This is a genomic window from Mycobacterium sp. MFM001 (genome assembly GCF_003402475.1).
Classification (GTDB): domain Bacteria; phylum Actinomycetota; class Actinomycetes; order Mycobacteriales; family Mycobacteriaceae; genus Mycobacterium.
In genome coordinates this window covers 224,305-242,124 of sequence record NZ_BFAB01000006.1, presented here as the reverse complement: position 1 = coordinate 242,124, position 17,820 = coordinate 224,305, and the positions used below count along the sequence as shown (strand labels likewise).

The following is a 17,820-nucleotide window of genomic DNA, read 5'->3' as shown; positions in this document are numbered from 1 at the left end:
TTCACGGTCAGTACTCGATGTAGCGGACGACGTAGGGCGTCATGCCGCTGGTGCGAACCGGCGCGACCCGGACCTTCAAACCGACATCCGGCGCCTCGAGCATCTGGCCGTCGCCGAGGTAGATCGTCACGTGCTGGCTACCGCCCGGCCCGTAGAAGATGACGTCGCCACGGCGCATCTGCGACGACGGGATCTTGCGGCCGAGGTTGTACTGCGAGCCCGAGTAGTGCGGCAGCTTGATGCCCACGCCGGCGAACGAATACAGCACCAGCCCCGAGCAGTCGAAGCCGACGGTGTCGGACCCCGAGCCGATTCCGCGGCTCGGTCCCGCCGCGTTACCCCCACCCCAGGAGTACGGCACCCCCAACTGCGACAGCCCGCGACGGATCACGTACTCCGAGGCCTGCCGCCCATAAACCCGCGGGATCCGACCGTTGGTGATGCCGGTGTCGTCGGGCTTGAGGATGCCCATCTGCTGGAGGAATTTCTTCCCCATGTTGGCGGTGACCTGCGATGACGTCGCCGAAATGCCCAAGATGGTGTTGATGACGGCGATCGGATCGCCGGGGACGTTGGCGCTGGGCACCGCCGGCAGGGTGGGGTCCCACTCGCCGTCCCATTGACCCGGATTGTGAGCGCGCGGCGCGCTCGGAGCGCCGGGATCCCACCGGTCCCCAGGGGAAGACGCCGCCCGCGGGCCGGTGCCGGTTCCGCCCCCCGGCGCCGACCAACTGCGGGCGGCGTCAAGCCTGGCCAGGGCCGCATCGCGCTCTGCGCCCAGGCGGTTGACTTCTTGTTGCTGTTCGGCGAACGTGCGGTGCGCGTTGGTGAGCGCCGCCACGGCCGCGTCCTGACTGGCCTGCGCCTCGGCGGCGGCCTTGTCCGCTTTCTGCTTGGCCAGCCGCGCCGCCGACTCCTTGTTCACCTGCTCGGTGCGGGCCCGCTGCAGGTTCTCCATCACCCGCTGGGAGCTGACAGACAGCGCCTTGCCCGCGGTGGCGGTGGCAATGATGTCGTCCGGGTTGGCGGCGGTCAGGTAAACATCCGACGGGCCGTTGACATAGGTGGCCGCCGCAAACCTGTCGAATCGCTGCTGCGCCGCGGTAATTGCCGCGTTGGCGTCTTTGACACCCTGCTGGCTGACCTCGACGTCGTGCTGGGCGGCGGCGACGTTGTCGCGTGCGGTCTCCACGTCGACCAGCGCCTTGTTGACGCTCTCCTGTTCGGCCCGGATTGCGGCGCTGAGGTCCTGCAAGCGTTGGTTGGCCTTGGCGACGTCGGCGATCAGCGCGGCCAGCGAGTCCGGGCCCGCACCCGGATCCGCCGTCGCCAACCCCGGCGTGCACAGCACCATGAGCACACACAGGCTGGCGGCCAAGCGAGATAGCGAGCCGCGGCGGAAGCGTCTCATGAGTCTCCTATGGCTCAACGCGGGACGGTCGGCGTCGGCCCCAGATGGCACTGGAAGCGCGATTAGAACGGAAGCATCACTTGCACCGTAAGTCACACCAGTCTCTATTGAAACTTTAGTAACAAATTACAGGTCTGTAATTGAAATGATTGTGACCCAATGGTGACCTGATCGATTTGCTGCCGGGAGCGCTTGCCCACGTCCCGTCAGCACGTATAGCGAGCTAGCTGCCCTGTTCGACGTCCTCGGCCGGGGCTTCGGTTTCTTCTGCCGCCTTTGCTGAACGCCTGGCGCGCAGTTGCAGCATTCGGGTGCCAACGGCGGCCGCTGCCACCACGATCAGCAGCACGATTGTGAAGGCCGTCCAGGGAAACTGCGGGGTGTTCAGCTGGTGCAGGAAATTCTGCGCCGAGACCACCGGGTTGCCGGTCTTGGCATTGTCTTCGCCGATCTCCAGCGTCGACCGCGGGAAGTGCGTGCTGTAGGAGCCGACGTACGAGGGGCTGAGCACCAGCACGGTGGCGTCGGGATGGTCGGAGCCCACCACGGTGGCGACGTCACGCAGCGGTGGGTCGTTGGGCGGGTTGTGGTCGAGCACGACGATCTTGAGGTCGATGCCGTCGGCGCGTGCCTGGTTGACCACCTGGAGTAACGCCGGGGCGACGTCCGGTGGCGCGCTGACCCCTTCGAAGTCGACCTGCGCCCGGACCAACGCCAGGCACTGATCGGGAGGGGTGGACGGATCGAGGCCAACGGTGCCGCAGATCTCGCCTGGAATGTAGGACGGCGCATGCGGGGTGGTCACGGATCAAGACCGTACCGCCTCCCCTGATCGGCTGACAGCACGGTGGCGACGGGACAAGACTGAGGCGCATGGGTGGGCACCGGAATGCAGGACAAGCGTACTGTTAAAGTGGCACCAACCGCCGGCACGGCCCGCCGGCGAACTCGAAAAGCTGGGAGTTGATGTGAGCAACAAAGATTCGGTGAATTCGTTCGAAGCCCGCAACACCTTGAAAGTCGGCGACGACAGTTACCAGATCTATCGCCTCGACGCGGTGCCCGGCACCGAGAAACTCCCCTACAGTCTCAAGGTCCTTGCCGAGAACCTGCTGCGCAACGAGGACGGCAGCAACATCACCAAGGACCACATCGGGGCCATCGCCAACTGGGATCCCAAGGCGGAGCCCAGCATTGAAATCCAGTACACGCCCGCGCGGGTCGTGATGCAGGACTTCACCGGTGTGCCGTGCATCGTCGACCTGGCCACCATGCGGGAGGCCGTCGGCGAGTTGGGCGGCAATCCCGAGAAGGTCAACCCGCTGGCCCCGGCCGATCTCGTGATCGACCACTCGGTGATCGCGGACCTCTTCGGCCGCGCCGATGCGTTCGAGCGCAACGTCGAGATCGAATACCAGCGCAACGGCGAGCGCTACCAGTTCCTGCGCTGGGGGCAAGGTGCCTTCTCCGACTTCAAGGTGGTGCCGCCGGGCACCGGGATCGTGCACCAGGTCAACATCGAATACCTGGCCAGCGTCGTGATGGAACGCGACGGGGTCGCCTACCCGGACACCTGCGTGGGCACCGACTCGCACACCACGATGGTCAACGGCCTGGGCGTATTGGGCTGGGGCGTGGGCGGTATCGAGGCCGAGGCCGCCATGCTCGGCCAGCCGGTGTCGATGCTGATTCCGCGGGTGGTCGGCTTCAAGCTGACCGGTGAAATTCAGCCCGGCGTGACGGCCACCGACGTCGTGCTCACCGTCACCGAGATGCTGCGCAAGCACGGCGTGGTCGGCAAGTTCGTCGAGTTCTACGGCGAGGGCGTGGCCGAGGTGCCGCTGGCCAACCGCGCGACGCTGGGCAACATGAGCCCCGAATTCGGTTCTACCGCAGCGATTTTCCCGATCGACCAGGAAACCATCGACTATCTGCGGTTCACCGGCCGCAGCGACAAGCAGCTGGCGCTGGTCGAGGCCTACGCCAAGGAACAGGGCCTGTGGCACGACCCGGCGCACGAGCCGGCGTTCTCCGAATACCTCGAGCTGAACCTGTCCGACGTGGTGCCCTCGATCGCCGGACCGAAGCGCCCGCAGGACCGCATCGCGCTCTCGGATGCGAAATCGGCGTTCCGCCAGACACTTCCGAACTACGTCGGCGACGACCCGCAGAAGAAGGAGTACTCCAAGCTCGACGAGGTGGTCGACGAGACGTTCCCGGCCAGCGACCCGGGGCAGGTGTCGAACGGCCACGCCGACGACCATGTGCACTCCGCCGCCGCGCACGCGACCGGCCGCAGCAGCAACCCGGTGCCGGTGAAGTCCAAGGAACTCGGCGAATTCGTGCTCGACCACGGCGCGGTGGTGATCGCCGCGGTCACGTCGTGCACCAACACCTCCAACCCGGAAGTCATGCTGGGCGCGGCGCTTTTGGCCCGCAACGCCGTCGAGAAGGGGCTGACGTCCAAGCCGTGGGTGAAGACCACGATGGCGCCCGGCTCTCAGGTGGTGCACGACTACTACGAAAAAGCCGGCCTGTGGCCGTATCTGGAGAAGCTCGGGTTCTACCTTGTCGGCTACGGCTGCACCACGTGCATCGGCAACTCCGGCCCGCTGCCCGAGGAGATCTCGAAAGTCATCAACGACAACGATCTTTCGGTCGCCGCGGTGTTGTCGGGCAACCGCAACTTCGAGGGCCGCATCAACCCGGACGTGAAGATGAACTACCTGGCGTCGCCGCCGCTGGTGGTCGCCTACGCGCTGGCCGGCACCATGGACTTCGACTTCGAGTCGCAGCCGCTCGGCCAGGACAAGGACGGCAACGACGTCTACCTCAAAGACATCTGGCCGTCGCAGAAGGACGTCTCCGACACCATCGCGTCGGCGATCAACCAAGAGATGTTCACCAAGAACTACGCCGACGTGTTCAAGGGCGACGAGCGGTGGCGCAACCTGCCGACGCCGAGCGGCAACACCTTTGAGTGGAACCCGGATTCGACGTATGTGCGCAAGCCGCCGTACTTCGAGGGGATGTCGGCAGAGCCGCAACCGGTCAGCGACATCACCGGCGCGCGGGTGCTCGCACTGCTCGGCGATTCGGTGACCACCGACCACATCTCGCCGGCGGGCAGCATCAAGCCGGGCACCCCGGCGGCGCAGTACCTCGACGAGCACGGCGTGGCACGCAAGGACTACAACTCTTACGGCTCACGCCGCGGCAACCACGAAGTGATGATCCGCGGCACGTTCGCCAACATCCGGCTGCGCAACCTGCTGCTCGACGACGTGGCCGGCGGGTACACCCGCGACTTCACCCAGTCCGATGCCCCGCAGGCGTTCATCTACGACGCCGCGCAAAACTATGCGGCGCAAGGCATTCCGCTGGTGGTGCTGGGCGGCAAGGAATACGGGTCCGGATCGTCGCGGGACTGGGCGGCCAAAGGCACGATGCTGCTGGGCGTGCGGGCGGTGATCGCCGAGTCGTTCGAGCGCATCCACCGCTCCAACCTGATCGGCATGGGCGTGATCCCGTTGCAGTTCCCCGACGGCAAGTCGGCCGAGTCGTTGGGGCTCGACGGCACCGAGGTGTTCGACATCACCGGGATCGAGGCACTCAACGACGGCAAGACGCCGAAGACGGTGCGGGTCAAGGCGTCCAAGGATGGTGGCAAGCCGGTCGAGTTCGACGCGGTGGTGCGCATCGACACACCGGGTGAGGCGGACTACTACCGCAACGGCGGCATCCTGCAGTACGTGCTGCGCAACATGCTGAAGTCCTAGTGCCGAAGGTCAGCCAGGACCATCTGGCGGCCCGGCGCCGTCAAATCCTCGACGGCGCCCGCCGCTGCTTCGCCGAGTACGGCTACGACAAGGCGACGGTGCGGCGGCTCGAACAGGCCATCGGGTTGTCGCGGGGTGCGATCTTCCACCATTTCCGCGACAAGGACACGCTGTTCTTCGAGTTGGCCCGCGAGGATGCCGAGCGGATGGCAGCTGTCGCTTCGCGGGAGGGTCTGATTCAGGTGATGCGCGACTTGCTCGCCGCACCCGACCAGTTCGATTGGCTCGCCACGCGTTTGGAGATCGCCCGCAAGCTGCGAAACGACCCGGCGTTTCACCGCGGGTGGACCGAGCGCTCGGCGGAACTGGCGGCGGCGACGACGGCTCGGCTGCGTCGGCAGAAGCAGGCGGGGCGGCTGCGTGACGACGTCCCCGGCGATGTGCTGCAGTGCTACCTGGACCTCGTGCTGGACGGGCTAGTCGCACGACTGGCGTCCGGCGAAGACCCGGAACGCCTTACCGCCGTGCTTGATCTCGTCGAGGGTTCGGTGCGGCAGGGCTAACCCTCCCCCCACTGTGAATTTCACGACGCGACACGCCGGTGCAGCGTCGGCAGATTCACACTCGGCCGGGCGGCGGCTTACCGCACCGAGCGGGTGCGGTGGTTGGGCCCGCCCCGGCTGCGCATCGGCGTTCCGGACTCGCGAAGCATGCTGTGGATCGACCCGTACGATCGCCCGGTGGAGGCCACCAGGGTACGGATGCTGGCTCCACCCTCGTAGGCATGACGCAACTCGGCCAACAATTGCTCGCGCGGTTTCTTCGATTTCCTCATCGGCGCCTCCCCGCTTCACTTAGGAACCGAACCCCTCCCGGCTAAGCGTAGGAAGCGACCGTCGGCGTCGGACCGATTTCGCGAAATCGCTGTCAGGCCAACTCGATGAGATCCCGATACTCGTCGGACCAGTGATCCTCGGTGCCGTCCGGCAGCAGCACGACGCGTTGCGGGTCGAGCGCCTCGGCCGCGCCCGGGTCGTGGGTCACCAATACCACCGCGCCGGTGTAGCTGCGCAGCGCGTCGAGCACCTGCTCGCGAGAGGCGGGGTCGAGATTGTTGGTCGGTTCGTCGAGCAGCAACACGTTGGCGGTCGACGCCACCAGACCGGCCAACGCCAGCCGGGTCTTCTCGCCACCGGACAACGTGCCCGCCAACTGGTCGAGCTGCGGCCCGCTGAACATGAACGCGCCGAGCAGCCCGCGCAAATCCTGCTCACCGGAATCGGGTGCGGCGTGGCGGATGTTCTGCCACACCGTCGCGGCGTCGTCGAGCGTGTCGTGCTCCTGCGCGAAATAGCCGATTTTCAAACCATGTCCGGGTTCCAGCCCGCCGGCGTCGGGTTGTTCCACGCCGGCCAGCAGCCGCAGCAGCGTCGTCTTGCCGGCGCCGTTGAGTCCCAGCACCACCACCCGCGAGCCGCGGTCGATGGCCAAATCGACGCCGGTGAACACCTCCAGTGACCCGTAGGTCTTGGTCAATCCTTTGGCGACCAGCGGTGTGCGCCCGCACGCCGCGGGCGTCGGGAATTTGATTCGGGCCACCTTGTCGGCCACCCGCTCTTCGTCCAGCGCGGCCATCATCCGGTCGGCGCGGCGCAACATGTTCTGTGCCGCAACGGCTTTGGTGGCCTTGGCGCCCAGTTTCGCGGCCTGGGCCCGCAACGCGCTGGCCTTGCGTTCGGCGTTGGCGCGTTCCCGGCGACGGCGCTGCTCGTCAGTGGCGCGGGCGTCGAGGTATTTCTGCCAACCCATGTTGTAGACGTCGACCTCGCCGCGCACGGCGTCGAGGAACCATACCCGGTTGACGACGTCGGCCAGCAGCTCGACGTTGTGGCTGATCACCACCAGCCCGCCGGTGTGGGCGCGCAGGAAATCGCGCAGCCAGCCCAGTGAATCGGCGTCGAGGTGGTTGGTGGGCTCGTCGAGTAAGAGCGTGGTGTCCGAGCCGGCGCCGGTGTCCGACGCGGCGAAGAGGATGCGCGCGAGTTCCACTCGGCGGCGCTGGCCGCCCGACAGTGTGCGCAGCGGCTGGGTCAGGACCCGTTCGGGCAACCCGAGACTCGCGCAGATCCGGCCCGCTTCGCTTTCGGCGCCGTAGCCGCCGAGCGCGGCGAATCGCTCCTCGAGCTGGCCGTAGCGGCGCACCGCGCGGTCGCGTGCGTCGTCGTCGGCGACCTCGGCCATCAACGCCTGCTGCTTTTCCAGATCGGTGAGCAAGGTGTCCAGTCCGCGCGCCGAGAGCACCCGGTCACGGGCCAGCACGTCGAGGTCGCCCTCTTTGGGATCCTGCGGCAGATAACCGATTTCGCCGGTGCGGGTCACCGAGCCGGCATAGGGCTCGGCTTCGCCGGCCAGGATGCGCAGCGTCGTCGTCTTGCCGGCGCCGTTGCGGCCGACCAGCCCGATGCGATCGCCGGGCTGAATCCGCAGGGCCGCACCGTCAGTGGAGAGCAGCGTGCGCGCGCCAGCGCGGACCTCGAGGTCCGTTGCCGTGATCACGGTCACTCTCCTTGTTAAGTTGTCCGGCTGCTCCTCATCGCGCTCCGCGCTCTGCATCGTCGCCGGACGGCTGCTTACGGTTTGTCGTCGGTGAACACCGGCGGGCGTTTTTCTGCGCGCGCGGCGACCGCTTCCTCGAAGTTGGCGGTGAGCAGACGAACAAATAGCTGTCCCAGGCCTTCGGCCTGCATGTGCCCTTCCAGGCTAGCGGCGTCCAGTCCAGTCCATAGTGTGCGTTTGGTCAACTCGATTCCGGGCCGGGAGAACGCGGCGATCCGTTCGGCCATCGCGTAGCAGGTGTCCAGCAGCTGGTCGTCGGGAACGTGGCGCGAGACCAGGCCGATCCGTTCGGCTTCCTCGGCGTCGACGTCGCGGCCGGTGAGCATGAGCTCGAACGCCCGCGACGAGCCGATCGCCCGGGGAAGCAGATAGCTCAAACCCAGCTCGCTGGCCGTCAGCCCGTTGTTGATGCCCGCCGCGCGAAAGTAGGCGCCACTCGACGCGATCCGGATGTCACAGGCCAGCGCCAGGCACAGTCCGCCGCCGATCGCGGCGCCGTTGACGGCGGCGATCACCGGCTGGTGCAGCCGCCGCAACGCCAGGATGACGTCGTCGAGAATCTCCATCGAGCGCAGCGCGTAGGTCGGCCGGGTCAGGCCCTGGACGTGCGGCACCTCCCCCGCCGACTTGTGGTCGGCGCCCGAGGAGAAACCCCGGCCCGCGCCGGTCAGCACGACCGCCCGCACCGCGTTGTCGTAGGTGATCTCTTCCAGCGCTGCCTTGAGCGGAACCATGACGTCGAACGCCATCGAGTTCATCCGCTCGGGCCGGTTGAGGGTGATCAGCGCGATCGATGGCCGCGGATGTTCAACGAGTACATAGCTCACCCGCTGAACGTAACGGGTCAGCTCTGGGCGTCGGGCTCCTGCGCCGCGATCGCGGCGTCGATGTCGAAGTCCTTCACCTTTTGCACCAGCTCCTCCAGCGCGGCCGGTGGCAGCGCGCCCGGCTGGTTGAACACCAGCTTGCCCTTCTTGAAGGCCATCAGGGTCGGGATGGATCGGATGTCGGCCGCCGCGGCGAGCTGCTGCTCGGCCTCGGTGTCGACCTTGGCGTAGACGACGTCGGGGTGTTTCTCCGACGACTCGGCGAATGTCGGCGCGAATGCCCGGCAGGGGCCGCACCAGGATGCCCAGAAGTCGACGAGCACGATGTCGTTGCCGCTGATGGTGTCGTTGAACTCTTCTGCAGTGAGGTCTCGGGTAGTCACCCTTTGCCCAACGTCGCGGGCCGCCGTGGTGTTCCGCGGGTCAGGTCAGGTAGTCGTAGTCGCCGCGGACCCAGGCGGCGTGTCGCGCCGCCGATCGCCGCACCGCGGCCTGGCCGTCGCTGTCGATGGAGTTGGTGAACAGCCCGTAGATGCGGTCGAACCGCAGCCCGGCCAGCGTGTCGGCCATCCGCAGCACCACCGCCGCCGACAGCGGCAACCGGTTGGGGTAGCTGCGCAGGAAGCCGACCGTGCGCCGGTCGGGATTGGGGAAGACGGTGTCGCCGACCAGCAGCACGCCGCGGCCGTCGGCGCCGTCGCGCCAGCAGGCGACCGCGCTGCCGGGGAAATGCCCGCCGACCCGCACCACCGACAGCGAGGGCGTCAGCTCCAGGGTGTCCGACCACTGCCGGATCACCGGGTCGGGGCGCATCACCCATTGGGCGTCGGCGGCGTTGACGTACACCGGCACCCCGCCGAGGCGGTGGCTCCACTCCACCTGCGCGCCGTACATGTGCGGATGACTGGCGACGATCCCGACGACCGGGCCGCGTTCTTGTATCGCCGTCACGGCGGCGTCGTCGAGAAAACCGGACGGATCCCACAACACGTTGCCGCCGCTGGTGCACACCAGCTTTCCCACTTGCCCGATACCGAACGCCGGCGCGCTGCCGACGCCGACAAGGCCGTCCTCGATCACGCTGACCTCGGAACGCATCCCCTCGGCGGCAAGCTCCTCCAGCGTCGCCCACTGCTGACCGTCGCGGGGCACCCACTGCCGCTCGTCGGCGCAGATCGCGCAGACCCCCGACGCGGTCGCATGCTCCACACCACAAGTCCTGCAGAGCCAGAACATGGGCCCACTCTATTCGGGCGGAATCGGGCCTCACAGCGGCTTCATAGCCGATTGCCAGGATCGCGGGCTCCACTGGTGTGATGGGGTCCACGGCCGCGCCCACACATCGACTGACCCTCGCGCTCGTCGCGATGGCCGCTCTGGCGGTCGGTGCATGCGGCGGCTCCGATGACGGAAACGCAGGCAAACCCAGCACCTCGGCGAGCGCGACACCAAGCCCGACGCCTTCCGCCTCCAAGCCGCCGCCTCCCGTCGGTCACGCCCACGTCGAAGGCATGGTCCGATCGGTATCGGGCGACACCATTCAGCTCACGCAGCGTGACCGAACGGCAGCAACGGTCGACTACACGCCGACGACGATGATCACCGAGCTGGGTCCGGCTCAGCTGACCGACGTCACCCCAGGCAGCTGCGTCGACGTCGAGCCCACTGCTGCGGGTGGGCCCGTCTCGGCGCAGTCAGTGATCATCAGCCCATCCGAAGGTGGTAATTGCCCTCCCCCGACGGGCCAACCGCCCGCCGGTGTGTCCGGGACGGTCAAAAGCGTTACGGGCAACACCATCGGCGTCGACAGCACCGACGCCGCGGGCAAGACCGCGCACACCGATGTGACCGTCACCGACTCGACCACGTACCAAAAGCATTCAGTCACCAATGCGCAAGCGATACAGAACGGCAGGTGTCTGGCGGCGCAAGGCACGAAGGACGGCGGCGTGCTGCACGCGGACAGCATCGACCTCGAACCGTGCCCGGCGATAGGCCGCCCACACCACCACTTCCACATTCCCCGCCTGCCGCACGGGCATCACCATTAGCGAGTGGTCGTCTCGCGAGCCAGAAGCCAGGGCTGTGATGCGCACAAAATCACGACCCAGGCTTCTGTTTCGCGGTCAATACGACCGCGGCAGCCCGAGGCTGTGCTGGGCGACGTGGTTGAGGATCATCTCGCGGGTGATCGGCACGGTCTTGAACAGCCGGACGAACTCGTACATGTTGGCCAGCGCGACCTCGCGGGTGAATCCGCTGCCGCCGTGCACTTCGATGGCCGCGTCGACGCAGCGGATCGCCGTGTCGGCGGCCAGGAATTTGGCCATGTTGCTGGCCTCCCCCGCGTCGGTTCCGGCGTCGTAGCTCTCGGCGGCGTGGCGCGTCATCAGCCGGGCCGACTCCAGCGCAATCTTGGCTTCCGCCAACGGATGTGCGACGCCCTGATGCGCGCCGATCGGCACCTGCCACACCTGGCGTTCGCGGGCGTAGGCCACCGCCTTGTCCAGTGCGTAGCGGCTGACGCCGTTGCAGATCGCCGCGATGATCACCCGTTCGGGGTTCATGCCGTCGAATGCGACGCGCAGACCGTTGCCCTCACCGCCGACGAGCCGGTCGGCCGGCACGGCCACGTTGTCGAAGAATACCGTGAACGACTTGTCGGTGATCTCGAAAGTCATTGGGATGCGGTGCATATCGATGCCCGGTGTGTCGCGGTCGACCAAGAACAACGACAGCTGTGCGCGGCCGCGCGGGTCGGTGCCGGTGCGGGTGACGACGAGCAGCGCGTCGGCCTGGTCGGCGGCGGTGATGAAGGTCTTCTGCCCGCTGATGTAGTACTTGTCGCCGTCGCGGTGGGCGGTGGTGGCCAGCTGATGGGAGTTGGAGCCGGCGTCGGGTTCGGTGATCGCAAATGCGATCTTGACGCTCCCGGCGGCCATCGGCGCCAGCCACTGCCGCTTCTGCTCGTCGGTGGCGTGCCTGGCCAGCAGGCTGCCGACGATGCCCGGCGAGATCATCAGCATGATCTGCGGGCAGCCCGCGGCGGCGGCTTCCTCGGCGACGATGTTCATGGCGGACAGTCCCATTCCGCCGCCGCCGTATTCCTCGGGCAGGTTCACGCCGACGAATCCGCCGGCGGCCAGCGCGTCCCACAGCTCGGTGGGATGCTGCAGGGTTTCGCTGCAGTGGGTGAAGTAGTCATTGCCGAAGCCGGCCACGATGCCATGCACCGACGCCCGTAACTCCTGCTCTTCGAAAGCGTTGAGCGTCACCGGAAATCCATCCAATGGCCGTGTGGGGTGAAACCCAGCAGGAACGGTATCTCGATGCGGCACACGGGTCCGGCGGTGATGTCGTCAGTGTCGAAAATGACGTATTCGCCGAGGTTTTCGGTCCACCGGGACACCGGCACCATCAAGTAGCCGTCGCCCTCCGGCGCATCGGGTGTGCGGGGCACGAAGGTCGGCTCCATCACGACGGCCGGGCGCTCGTGGCGCAGCCGGTACTCCTGCTCGTCGCCGCTGTGCAGGTCGCGCACCACCAGGCTGTGCATGCGCATGCCGTTGCCCTTGGCGTCGCCACCGATCAGGTATCCCCATCGATGCCCGCGCCCGTAGAAGCGTTCGTCGACCTTGGGCAGCTCGCAGGGGCGGTCATCGAGCAGCTCGGATTTGACGCTGCCGGTGGACAAGTCCACCGTCCAGCGGCCGAGCGTGCTGCGTGCCAAATTGAAGAACAACGAGACGTCCTCGCCCTCGAATCGGTCGACGTCGAGCGGGAACGGTGGCCGCTGGAAGACCGGCGCGTCGAGGGTCAGGGTGTTGTCGGTGACGTCGGCGGCCAGCGTGTGCATCATGTACTGCGGCTCGATTTCGGCAGTGATCCAGCGGATTTCGCCGTGCTCGACGTCGTCGCGGGGCACCAGCGCCAGCATGGTCGGCAGTTCGGGGTTCCAGCCGTGCACCGGCAGCCCGCGCTCGATCCGGTCTGGGTCGAACACGAAACCCTGAAACGGCAACACCATCCACTCCGGTGTGAGCCACATGTCGTGGACTTCGGAGGAATACGGCGCGTCCCACAGCTCACGGGAAACCACCGTGCCGTCGGCCCGCACCACGTGCACGGTGACGTACGGTTTGCGGTTGCTGTAGGCCCAGCCGTACAAGGTGCCGTTGTCCCACTTCGGATGTGCGGTGAACGCGGCATCGCCATAGCCGGCCTGCTCGAAGATGCCGCGGGACAGCTGCGGCGACCACGGCACGATCCCGCGGGTTTCGAGCGTGATCGGATCCAGCGCGACGGGCGGGCTGCCCTGTTCGCCCGACGCGAGGATTTCGCCGCCGAACGGAAAGCAGTTGATGTTGTTGGTGCCCTGCGGAATTCCGCGGGTGTACTCGTCGGGGACCGCGGCGCCGAAGCCGATGTTGCGCCAGTCGGTCCACTCGCCGTCGGTCCAGCAGAACATCCCGCGGCCGTGCCGCTGCTCCAGCAAGTACTTGGGTGTACGGACCCAACGGTTGCGGAAATCGGCGCGACCGCCGTCGAACGTCAGGCCCTGCACCATGCCGTCCATCGCCAGCAGGCCGTTGCCGCCCTGCTTGGTGGGCCGTTTGAACGTCGGCCCGACCCGATAGAAGCCGCCGCACAGGTCGGCGGGGATCTCGCCGGAGGTCACCACGCAGTCCTCGACGGTCGCCTCGAATCGCATCGGCCGAAACGCGCCGCGAAGCACCGCGGCGTCGGGCACCATGACCATGGCGACTTAGTATACTAAGTTGCGTGACCACAGCCAAGGCCTCCCGCGCACCCGACCTGGTCGCCGCTACCCTGCGTCGCCGCATCCTGTCCGGCGAGCTGGCCCCCGGCGACTCCCTGCCGCCGGAAGCCGAGCTGGTCAGCCAGCTGGGAGCCAGCCGCGAAACCGTCCGCATGGCCCTGCGGCTGCTCGACGCTGAGGGGCTCACCGCCACCAGCCAGGGCCGCAGCGGTGTGCGCATCCGCCATCCCGAACCCGAGCGGGTCGCCCGCTCGCTGGTGCAGCTGCTCACCCTCACCGGCGCGACGTGGGGTGACTTGCTGGCATTCCGCAAGATGCTCGAGCCGGCCGCCGCGGCACACGTCGCCGAGTACGCCTCCCCCGACGAACGGGCCGCGCTCACCGCCGTCGCCGACCGCGGTATCGCCCCGGACGGCACCGGCTATCACGAATTTCACGAGCTGCTGGTGCGGGCGAGTGGAAACCCTTTGCTGACAACGGTTTTGGCTGCCGTCGAGCAGGCTGTCCGCTGGGCTGCTGCCGAGCAGGACATCACTCAATTCGACCGCGACGAAGCCGCCAAGTCACATCGCGCGATCGCCAAAGCGATCAGCGACAACGACCCCCGTCGCGCCGAACACCGGATGCGCCGGCATCTCGACGCCGCTCTCAAGCACGTCGAGGCGTCCGGACTGCTTGGCGCGCCGATGATCCCGCCGTCGCGTTGGCGCGGCGCGGGCAGCGACCTGCCCTGGCGCTAATAGACCTGTGCCCAACAGTCTGCGCAGGTCAGACGCCCGAATTCGCAGACAGGCCAGGCTCGGCGGACGATGATGTGCAGATGGGCAGCACCACGAAGTCGGCGCCGAAGCACCCGAAGGCCGACAAGAAACGCATCGACTTCCACCCGAACGACGAGCCGGGCGCGCTGGACGTCGCGAATTCGACCCGCAGTCCGTTCCCGCCGATCGACGAGTACGCATTTCTGTCCGATTGCGAGAACACCTGTCTGATCGCCCCGAACGGCGCCGTCGAGTGGATGTGTCTGCCGCGGCCGGATTCGCCGAGTGTGTTCGGCGCCATTCTCGACCGCAGCGCCGGCCATTTCCGGGTCGGCCCGTACGGCCAGAACGTTCCGTCGCTGCGAGTGTACCGCCCCGGTGGCCTGATCGTGGAGACGACGTGGCAGACCGAGACGGGGTGGCTGACCGTGCACGACGCGTTGGTCATGGGCGCCTGGCACAACACCGACAAGCGGTCCAAGACGCATCGGCGCGCCCCGACCGACTGGGACGCCGAGCACATCCTGCTGCGAGTGATCAAGTGCGTGAGCGGAACTGTCGAAGTCGAGGTGAGCTGCGAGCCGGCCTTCGGTTACCACCGCAACGAAGCCAAGTGGGCCTACACCGGGCAGGTGTACGAGGAGGCGACGGCGACATGCGCGGGCGGCCTTGACGATTCCTATCCCACGCTCAAACTCACCACCAATCTGCGGCTCGGCATCGAAGGCCCGGAGGCCAATGCCCGCACCCGGATGGTCGAGGGCGACGAGGCCTTCGTCGCGCTGTCGTGGTCGCCGCTGCCGGCTCCGCGAACGCAGGAGGAGGCGGCCAAGAAGATGTGGCAGACCTCCGAATGCTGGCGGCAGTGGATCACCATCGGCAAGTTCCCGGATCACCCGTGGCGTGGTTACCTGCAGCAGAGCGCGCTGGCGTTGAAGGGCCTGACCTATGCCCCGACCGGTGCGCTGATGGCCGCAGCGACCACGTCGCTGCCGGAAACGCCTGGGGGCGTGCGGAATTGGGACTACCGCTACGCGTGGGTGCGGGACTCGACGTTCGCCCTGTGGGGCTTGCATTCGCTCGGCCTGGACCGGGAAGCCAACAACTTCTTCCATTTCCTGTCGGACGCCGCGGTCGACGAAGACGGCAACGCGCAGACACTGCAAGTGATGTACGGCGTGGGCGGTGAAAAAACGCTCACCGAGGAGGAACTCCCCCACCTGTCCGGGTACGACGGCGCGCGGCCGGTGCGAATCGGCAACGGCGCCTACAACCAGCGCCAGCACGACGTCTGGGGCACCATGCTCGACTCGGTGTATCTGCATGTGCGGCCGCGCGCGCACGTGCCGGAACGGCTGTGGCCGATCCTCAAAAGGCAAGTCGAGGAAGCGATCGAAAACTGGCGGCTCCCCGACCGCGGGATCTGGGAAGTGCGCGGCGAACCGCAGCACTTCGTGTCCTCCAAGGTGTTCTGCTGGGCGGCGCTGGACCGCGGCGCGAAGCTGGCCGCGATGCACAACGAGAAGGAGTACGCCACGAAGTGGAGCAGCATCGCCGACGAGATCAAGGCCGACGTGCTGACGCACGGCGTCGACGAGCGCGGCGTGTTCACCCAGCGATACGGTGATCCCGCACTCGACGCGTCGGCGTTGATGATTCCGATACTCCGGTTCCTACCAGCGGATGATCCGCGCGTGCGGGCCACCGTGCTCGCAATCGCCGACGAACTGACCGTCGACGGGTTGGTGTTGCGCTACAAGGTCGAAGAGACCGACGACGGACTCGTCGGCGAGGAAGGCACGTTCACGATCTGCTCGTTCTGGCTGGTGTCCGCGTTGGTCGAGATCGGCGAACTCACCCGGGCCAAGCAGCTCTGCGAACGGCTGCTGGCATTCGCCAGCCCACTCAAGCTCTACGCCGAGGAAATCGACACCCGCACAGGGCGTCATCTGGGCAACTTCCCGCAGGCGTTCACCCACCTGGCGCTGATCAACGCCGTCGTACACATCATCCGCGCGGAGCAGGAGATGATCTCCGCGGGCGAATTCCAGCCCGCCTATTGATGGCGAGCAGACGCAGAATCGCGCGAAATGCCGGGGCGGCATGCGATTCTGCGTCTGCTCGGCCTTAGTCTTTGCCGCGCCAGACCCGTTCGAAGGGCAGCCGCCATGCCCGGGGCGCGATCAGCTGGTGGATCGAATTGGGTCCCCAGGAGCCGATGTCGTAACTGCGCACCGGCGGCGGATCGTCCAACAACGGCGCTGACACTTCCCACAGTCGCTCGATGCCCTCCGCGGTGGTGTACAGCGTCCGGTCGCCGCGCATGGCGTCGAGGATCAGCCGCTCGTAGGCCTCGAGCACCTCCTGGGCGTGGCCGGTCTCTTGCATCGCGAACTGCAGGCTCAGTTTGTCCAGCTTCATTCCCGGGCCGGGCCGCTTGCCGTAGAACGACAGCGACATCTTCGCCACGTCGGCCAGGTCGAACGTCAAATGATCCGGACCATGTTGTCCCACACCGGATCCCGGCGGGAACATGCTCTTCGGCGGCTCGTGGAATGCGATCGAGATGATCCGCTGTCCCTCCGCCATGGCCTTTCCGGTGCGCAGATAGAACGGAACGCCAGCCCAGCGCCAGTTGTCGATCTCACATTTGAGCGCGATGAACGTCTCGTTGTCGGACTCGGACGACACCCCGGGTTCGTCCAGATAGCCCTTGTACTGCCCGCGCACCACATCGTTGGGATCCAGCGGGCGCATCGAGCGGAAGACCTTATTCTTCTCGTCGGTAATCGCGAGCGGTGCCAGCGCGGTGGGCGGTTCCATCGCGACGAACGCCAGAATTTGGAACAGGTGGGTGACCACCATGTCCCGGAATGCGCCCGTCGATTCGTAAAACTGCGCGCGCCCCTCAAGGGTGAGCTTCTCCGGCACGTCGATCTGAATGTGGTCGATGAAATTCCGGTTCCAGATCGGCTCGAACAACCCGTTCGCGAAGCGGAACGCGAGGATGTTCTGCGCGGGCTCCTTGCCGAGGAAATGGTCGATCCGGAAGATCCGTTCTTCCTCGAATCTCTTGTGAATCTCCGCGTTCAGCTCCTGCGCACTCTGCAAGTCGGTGCCGAACGGCTTCTCCATGATCACCCGGGAATGCTCAACCAGGTCCGCCTTGTAGAGCGTTTCCAGTACGGCCATCGCGGCCGAGGGCGGCACGCTCAAATAGTGCAGCAGCCGGGCGTTAGCGCCGAGTGTCTCGAGCTGCTCGCGCACAGCTTTCGCCAGGCCGTCCGGACCTGCCTCCTGCGGCACGTAAACCAGGTTCTTGGTGAACTGCTCCAGCAGCTCGTCGGTAGCTTTGCGCCTGGCGAATTCCCGGCATGCCTTGTCGGCCAGCGTGCGAAACGCCTCGTTGTCGAGATCCTCCAGCGACGTCCCGACGATGCGTATCTCCGGAGCGAGGTTGGAACAGGACAGATGGTATAGGCCGGGCAGCAGCTTACGACGTGCTAAATCGCCTGTGGCACCGAACAAGACGACGACATGCGGATCTGCGCTGCTGCCCGTCTCCTTGGCCCCCCGGCCCTTTGCGGGATCGGTCACAGCCCCAGAGTAGCCACGACGGGGGCCGCCGCGAGGAGAAAACGGCCGT

The 17,820-nt window shown here is 66.7% G+C and carries 15 protein-coding genes; 5 read left to right on the top strand and 10 right to left on the bottom strand.

Annotation, left to right across the window (positions count from 1 at the left end; genetic code table 11):
- Nucleotides 1-7: 7 nt before the first annotated feature.
- Nucleotides 8-1,411: an NlpC/P60 family peptidoglycan endopeptidase RipA gene (ripA, locus tag MFM001_RS12910; RefSeq protein ID WP_116375657.1), complete on the bottom strand. Its 1,404-nt coding sequence runs from the start codon at nt 1,409-1,411 to the stop codon at nt 8-10.
- A 223-nt stretch (nt 1,412-1,634) separates the two neighbouring features.
- A complete protein-coding gene (locus tag MFM001_RS12905) occupies nt 1,635-2,216 on the bottom strand; it encodes a DUF6676 family protein (protein WP_116375656.1) in 582 nt (193 codons plus the stop codon).
- 163 nt (nt 2,217-2,379) lie between these two features.
- Here MFM001_RS12905 and MFM001_RS12900 point away from each other — a divergent pair, with 163 nt between their 5' ends.
- Together MFM001_RS12900 and MFM001_RS12895 are read left to right on the top strand one after the other, a co-directional pair.
- Nucleotides 2,380-5,190, top strand: a complete 2,811-nt coding sequence (locus MFM001_RS12900) for an aconitate hydratase (protein ID WP_192886926.1) — start codon at nt 2,380-2,382, stop codon at nt 5,188-5,190.
- Entirely contained in the window at nt 5,190-5,753 is a 564-nt protein-coding gene (locus tag MFM001_RS12895; RefSeq protein ID WP_116375655.1) for a TetR/AcrR family transcriptional regulator, read from the top strand. The genes MFM001_RS12900 and MFM001_RS12895 overlap by 1 nt, the downstream gene beginning before the upstream one ends.
- A 77-nt stretch (nt 5,754-5,830) precedes the next feature.
- On the opposite strand, the gene MFM001_RS12890 is transcribed toward MFM001_RS12895, so the two are convergent.
- The 5 genes from MFM001_RS12890 to MFM001_RS12870 form a co-directional block, all read right to left on the bottom strand.
- Complete coding sequence (locus MFM001_RS12890; RefSeq protein ID WP_116375654.1) at nt 5,831-6,025, bottom strand: helix-turn-helix domain-containing protein; 195 nt, start codon at nt 6,023-6,025, stop codon at nt 5,831-5,833.
- Between the two features lie 92 nt (nt 6,026-6,117).
- On the bottom strand, nt 6,118-7,746 hold the full coding sequence (locus MFM001_RS12885; protein WP_116375786.1) for an ABC-F family ATP-binding cassette domain-containing protein: 1,629 nt from the start codon (nt 7,744-7,746) through the stop codon (nt 6,118-6,120).
- A gap of 74 nt (nt 7,747-7,820) precedes the next feature.
- A complete protein-coding gene (locus tag MFM001_RS12880; RefSeq protein ID WP_371685534.1) occupies nt 7,821-8,654 on the bottom strand; it encodes an enoyl-CoA hydratase in 834 nt (277 codons plus the stop codon).
- The gene (gene trxA, locus MFM001_RS12875; protein ID WP_116375652.1) at nt 8,651-9,016 is read right to left on the bottom strand and encodes a thioredoxin; all 366 of its coding nucleotides are present in this window, start codon (nt 9,014-9,016) and stop codon (nt 8,651-8,653) included. Before trxA ends, MFM001_RS12880 begins: the two co-directional genes overlap by 4 nt.
- 40 nt (nt 9,017-9,056) lie before the next feature.
- Complete coding sequence (locus tag MFM001_RS12870) at nt 9,057-9,869, bottom strand: MBL fold metallo-hydrolase (RefSeq protein WP_116375651.1); 813 nt, start codon at nt 9,867-9,869, stop codon at nt 9,057-9,059.
- 80 nt (nt 9,870-9,949) lie between these two features.
- Between MFM001_RS12870 and MFM001_RS12865 the strand changes: the two genes are divergently transcribed.
- Nucleotides 9,950-10,684, top strand: coding sequence for a hypothetical protein (locus MFM001_RS12865; RefSeq protein ID WP_116375650.1), 735 nt, complete (start codon nt 9,950-9,952; stop codon nt 10,682-10,684).
- Nucleotides 10,685-10,759: 75 nt separating this feature from the next.
- Here the strand turns inward: MFM001_RS12865 and MFM001_RS12860 are convergent, their stop codons facing one another.
- Entirely contained in the window at nt 10,760-11,908 is a 1,149-nt protein-coding gene (locus MFM001_RS12860) for an acyl-CoA dehydrogenase family protein (RefSeq protein WP_116375649.1), read from the bottom strand.
- Nucleotides 11,905-13,392 (bottom strand): carotenoid oxygenase family protein, encoded by a 1,488-nt coding sequence (locus tag MFM001_RS12855; protein WP_202864138.1) that lies wholly within the window; start codon nt 13,390-13,392, stop codon nt 11,905-11,907. Before MFM001_RS12855 ends, MFM001_RS12860 begins: the two co-directional genes overlap by 4 nt.
- Before the next feature lie 23 nt (nt 13,393-13,415).
- Here MFM001_RS12855 and MFM001_RS12850 point away from each other — a divergent pair, with 23 nt between their 5' ends.
- Together MFM001_RS12850 and MFM001_RS12845 are read left to right on the top strand one after the other, a co-directional pair.
- The gene (locus MFM001_RS12850; protein ID WP_116375648.1) at nt 13,416-14,153 is read left to right on the top strand and encodes a FadR/GntR family transcriptional regulator; all 738 of its coding nucleotides are present in this window, start codon (nt 13,416-13,418) and stop codon (nt 14,151-14,153) included.
- Nucleotides 14,154-14,233: 80 nt separating this feature from the next.
- Nucleotides 14,234-16,237 (top strand): glycoside hydrolase family 15 protein, encoded by a 2,004-nt coding sequence (locus tag MFM001_RS12845; protein ID WP_116375647.1) that lies wholly within the window; start codon nt 14,234-14,236, stop codon nt 16,235-16,237.
- Between the two features lie 64 nt (nt 16,238-16,301).
- Here MFM001_RS12845 and zwf read toward each other — a convergent pair whose 3' ends face one another.
- On the bottom strand, nt 16,302-17,771 hold the full coding sequence (gene zwf / locus MFM001_RS12840) for a glucose-6-phosphate dehydrogenase (protein ID WP_116375646.1): 1,470 nt from the start codon (nt 17,769-17,771) through the stop codon (nt 16,302-16,304).
- Between the last annotated feature and the right edge of the window lie 49 nt (nt 17,772-17,820).

Bases quoted from the DNA above. Each gene is read 5' to 3' on its own strand.
- MFM001_RS12890 (WP_116375654.1), bottom strand. From the start codon at position 6,025: ATGAGGAAATCGAAGAAACCGCGCGAGCAATTGTTGGCCGAGTTGCGT.
- MFM001_RS12855 (WP_202864138.1), bottom strand. From the start codon at position 13,392: ATGGTCATGGTGCCCGACGCCGCGGTGCTTCGCGGCGCGTTTCGGCCG.
- MFM001_RS12865 (WP_116375650.1), top strand. From the start codon at position 9,950: ATGGGGTCCACGGCCGCGCCCACACATCGACTGACCCTCGCGCTCGTC.
- MFM001_RS12845 (WP_116375647.1), top strand. From the start codon at position 14,234: ATGGGCAGCACCACGAAGTCGGCGCCGAAGCACCCGAAGGCCGACAAG.
- ripA (WP_116375657.1), bottom strand. From the start codon at position 1,411: ATGAGACGCTTCCGCCGCGGCTCGCTATCTCGCTTGGCCGCCAGCCTG.
- MFM001_RS12870 (WP_116375651.1), bottom strand. From the start codon at position 9,869: ATGTTCTGGCTCTGCAGGACTTGTGGTGTGGAGCATGCGACCGCGTCG.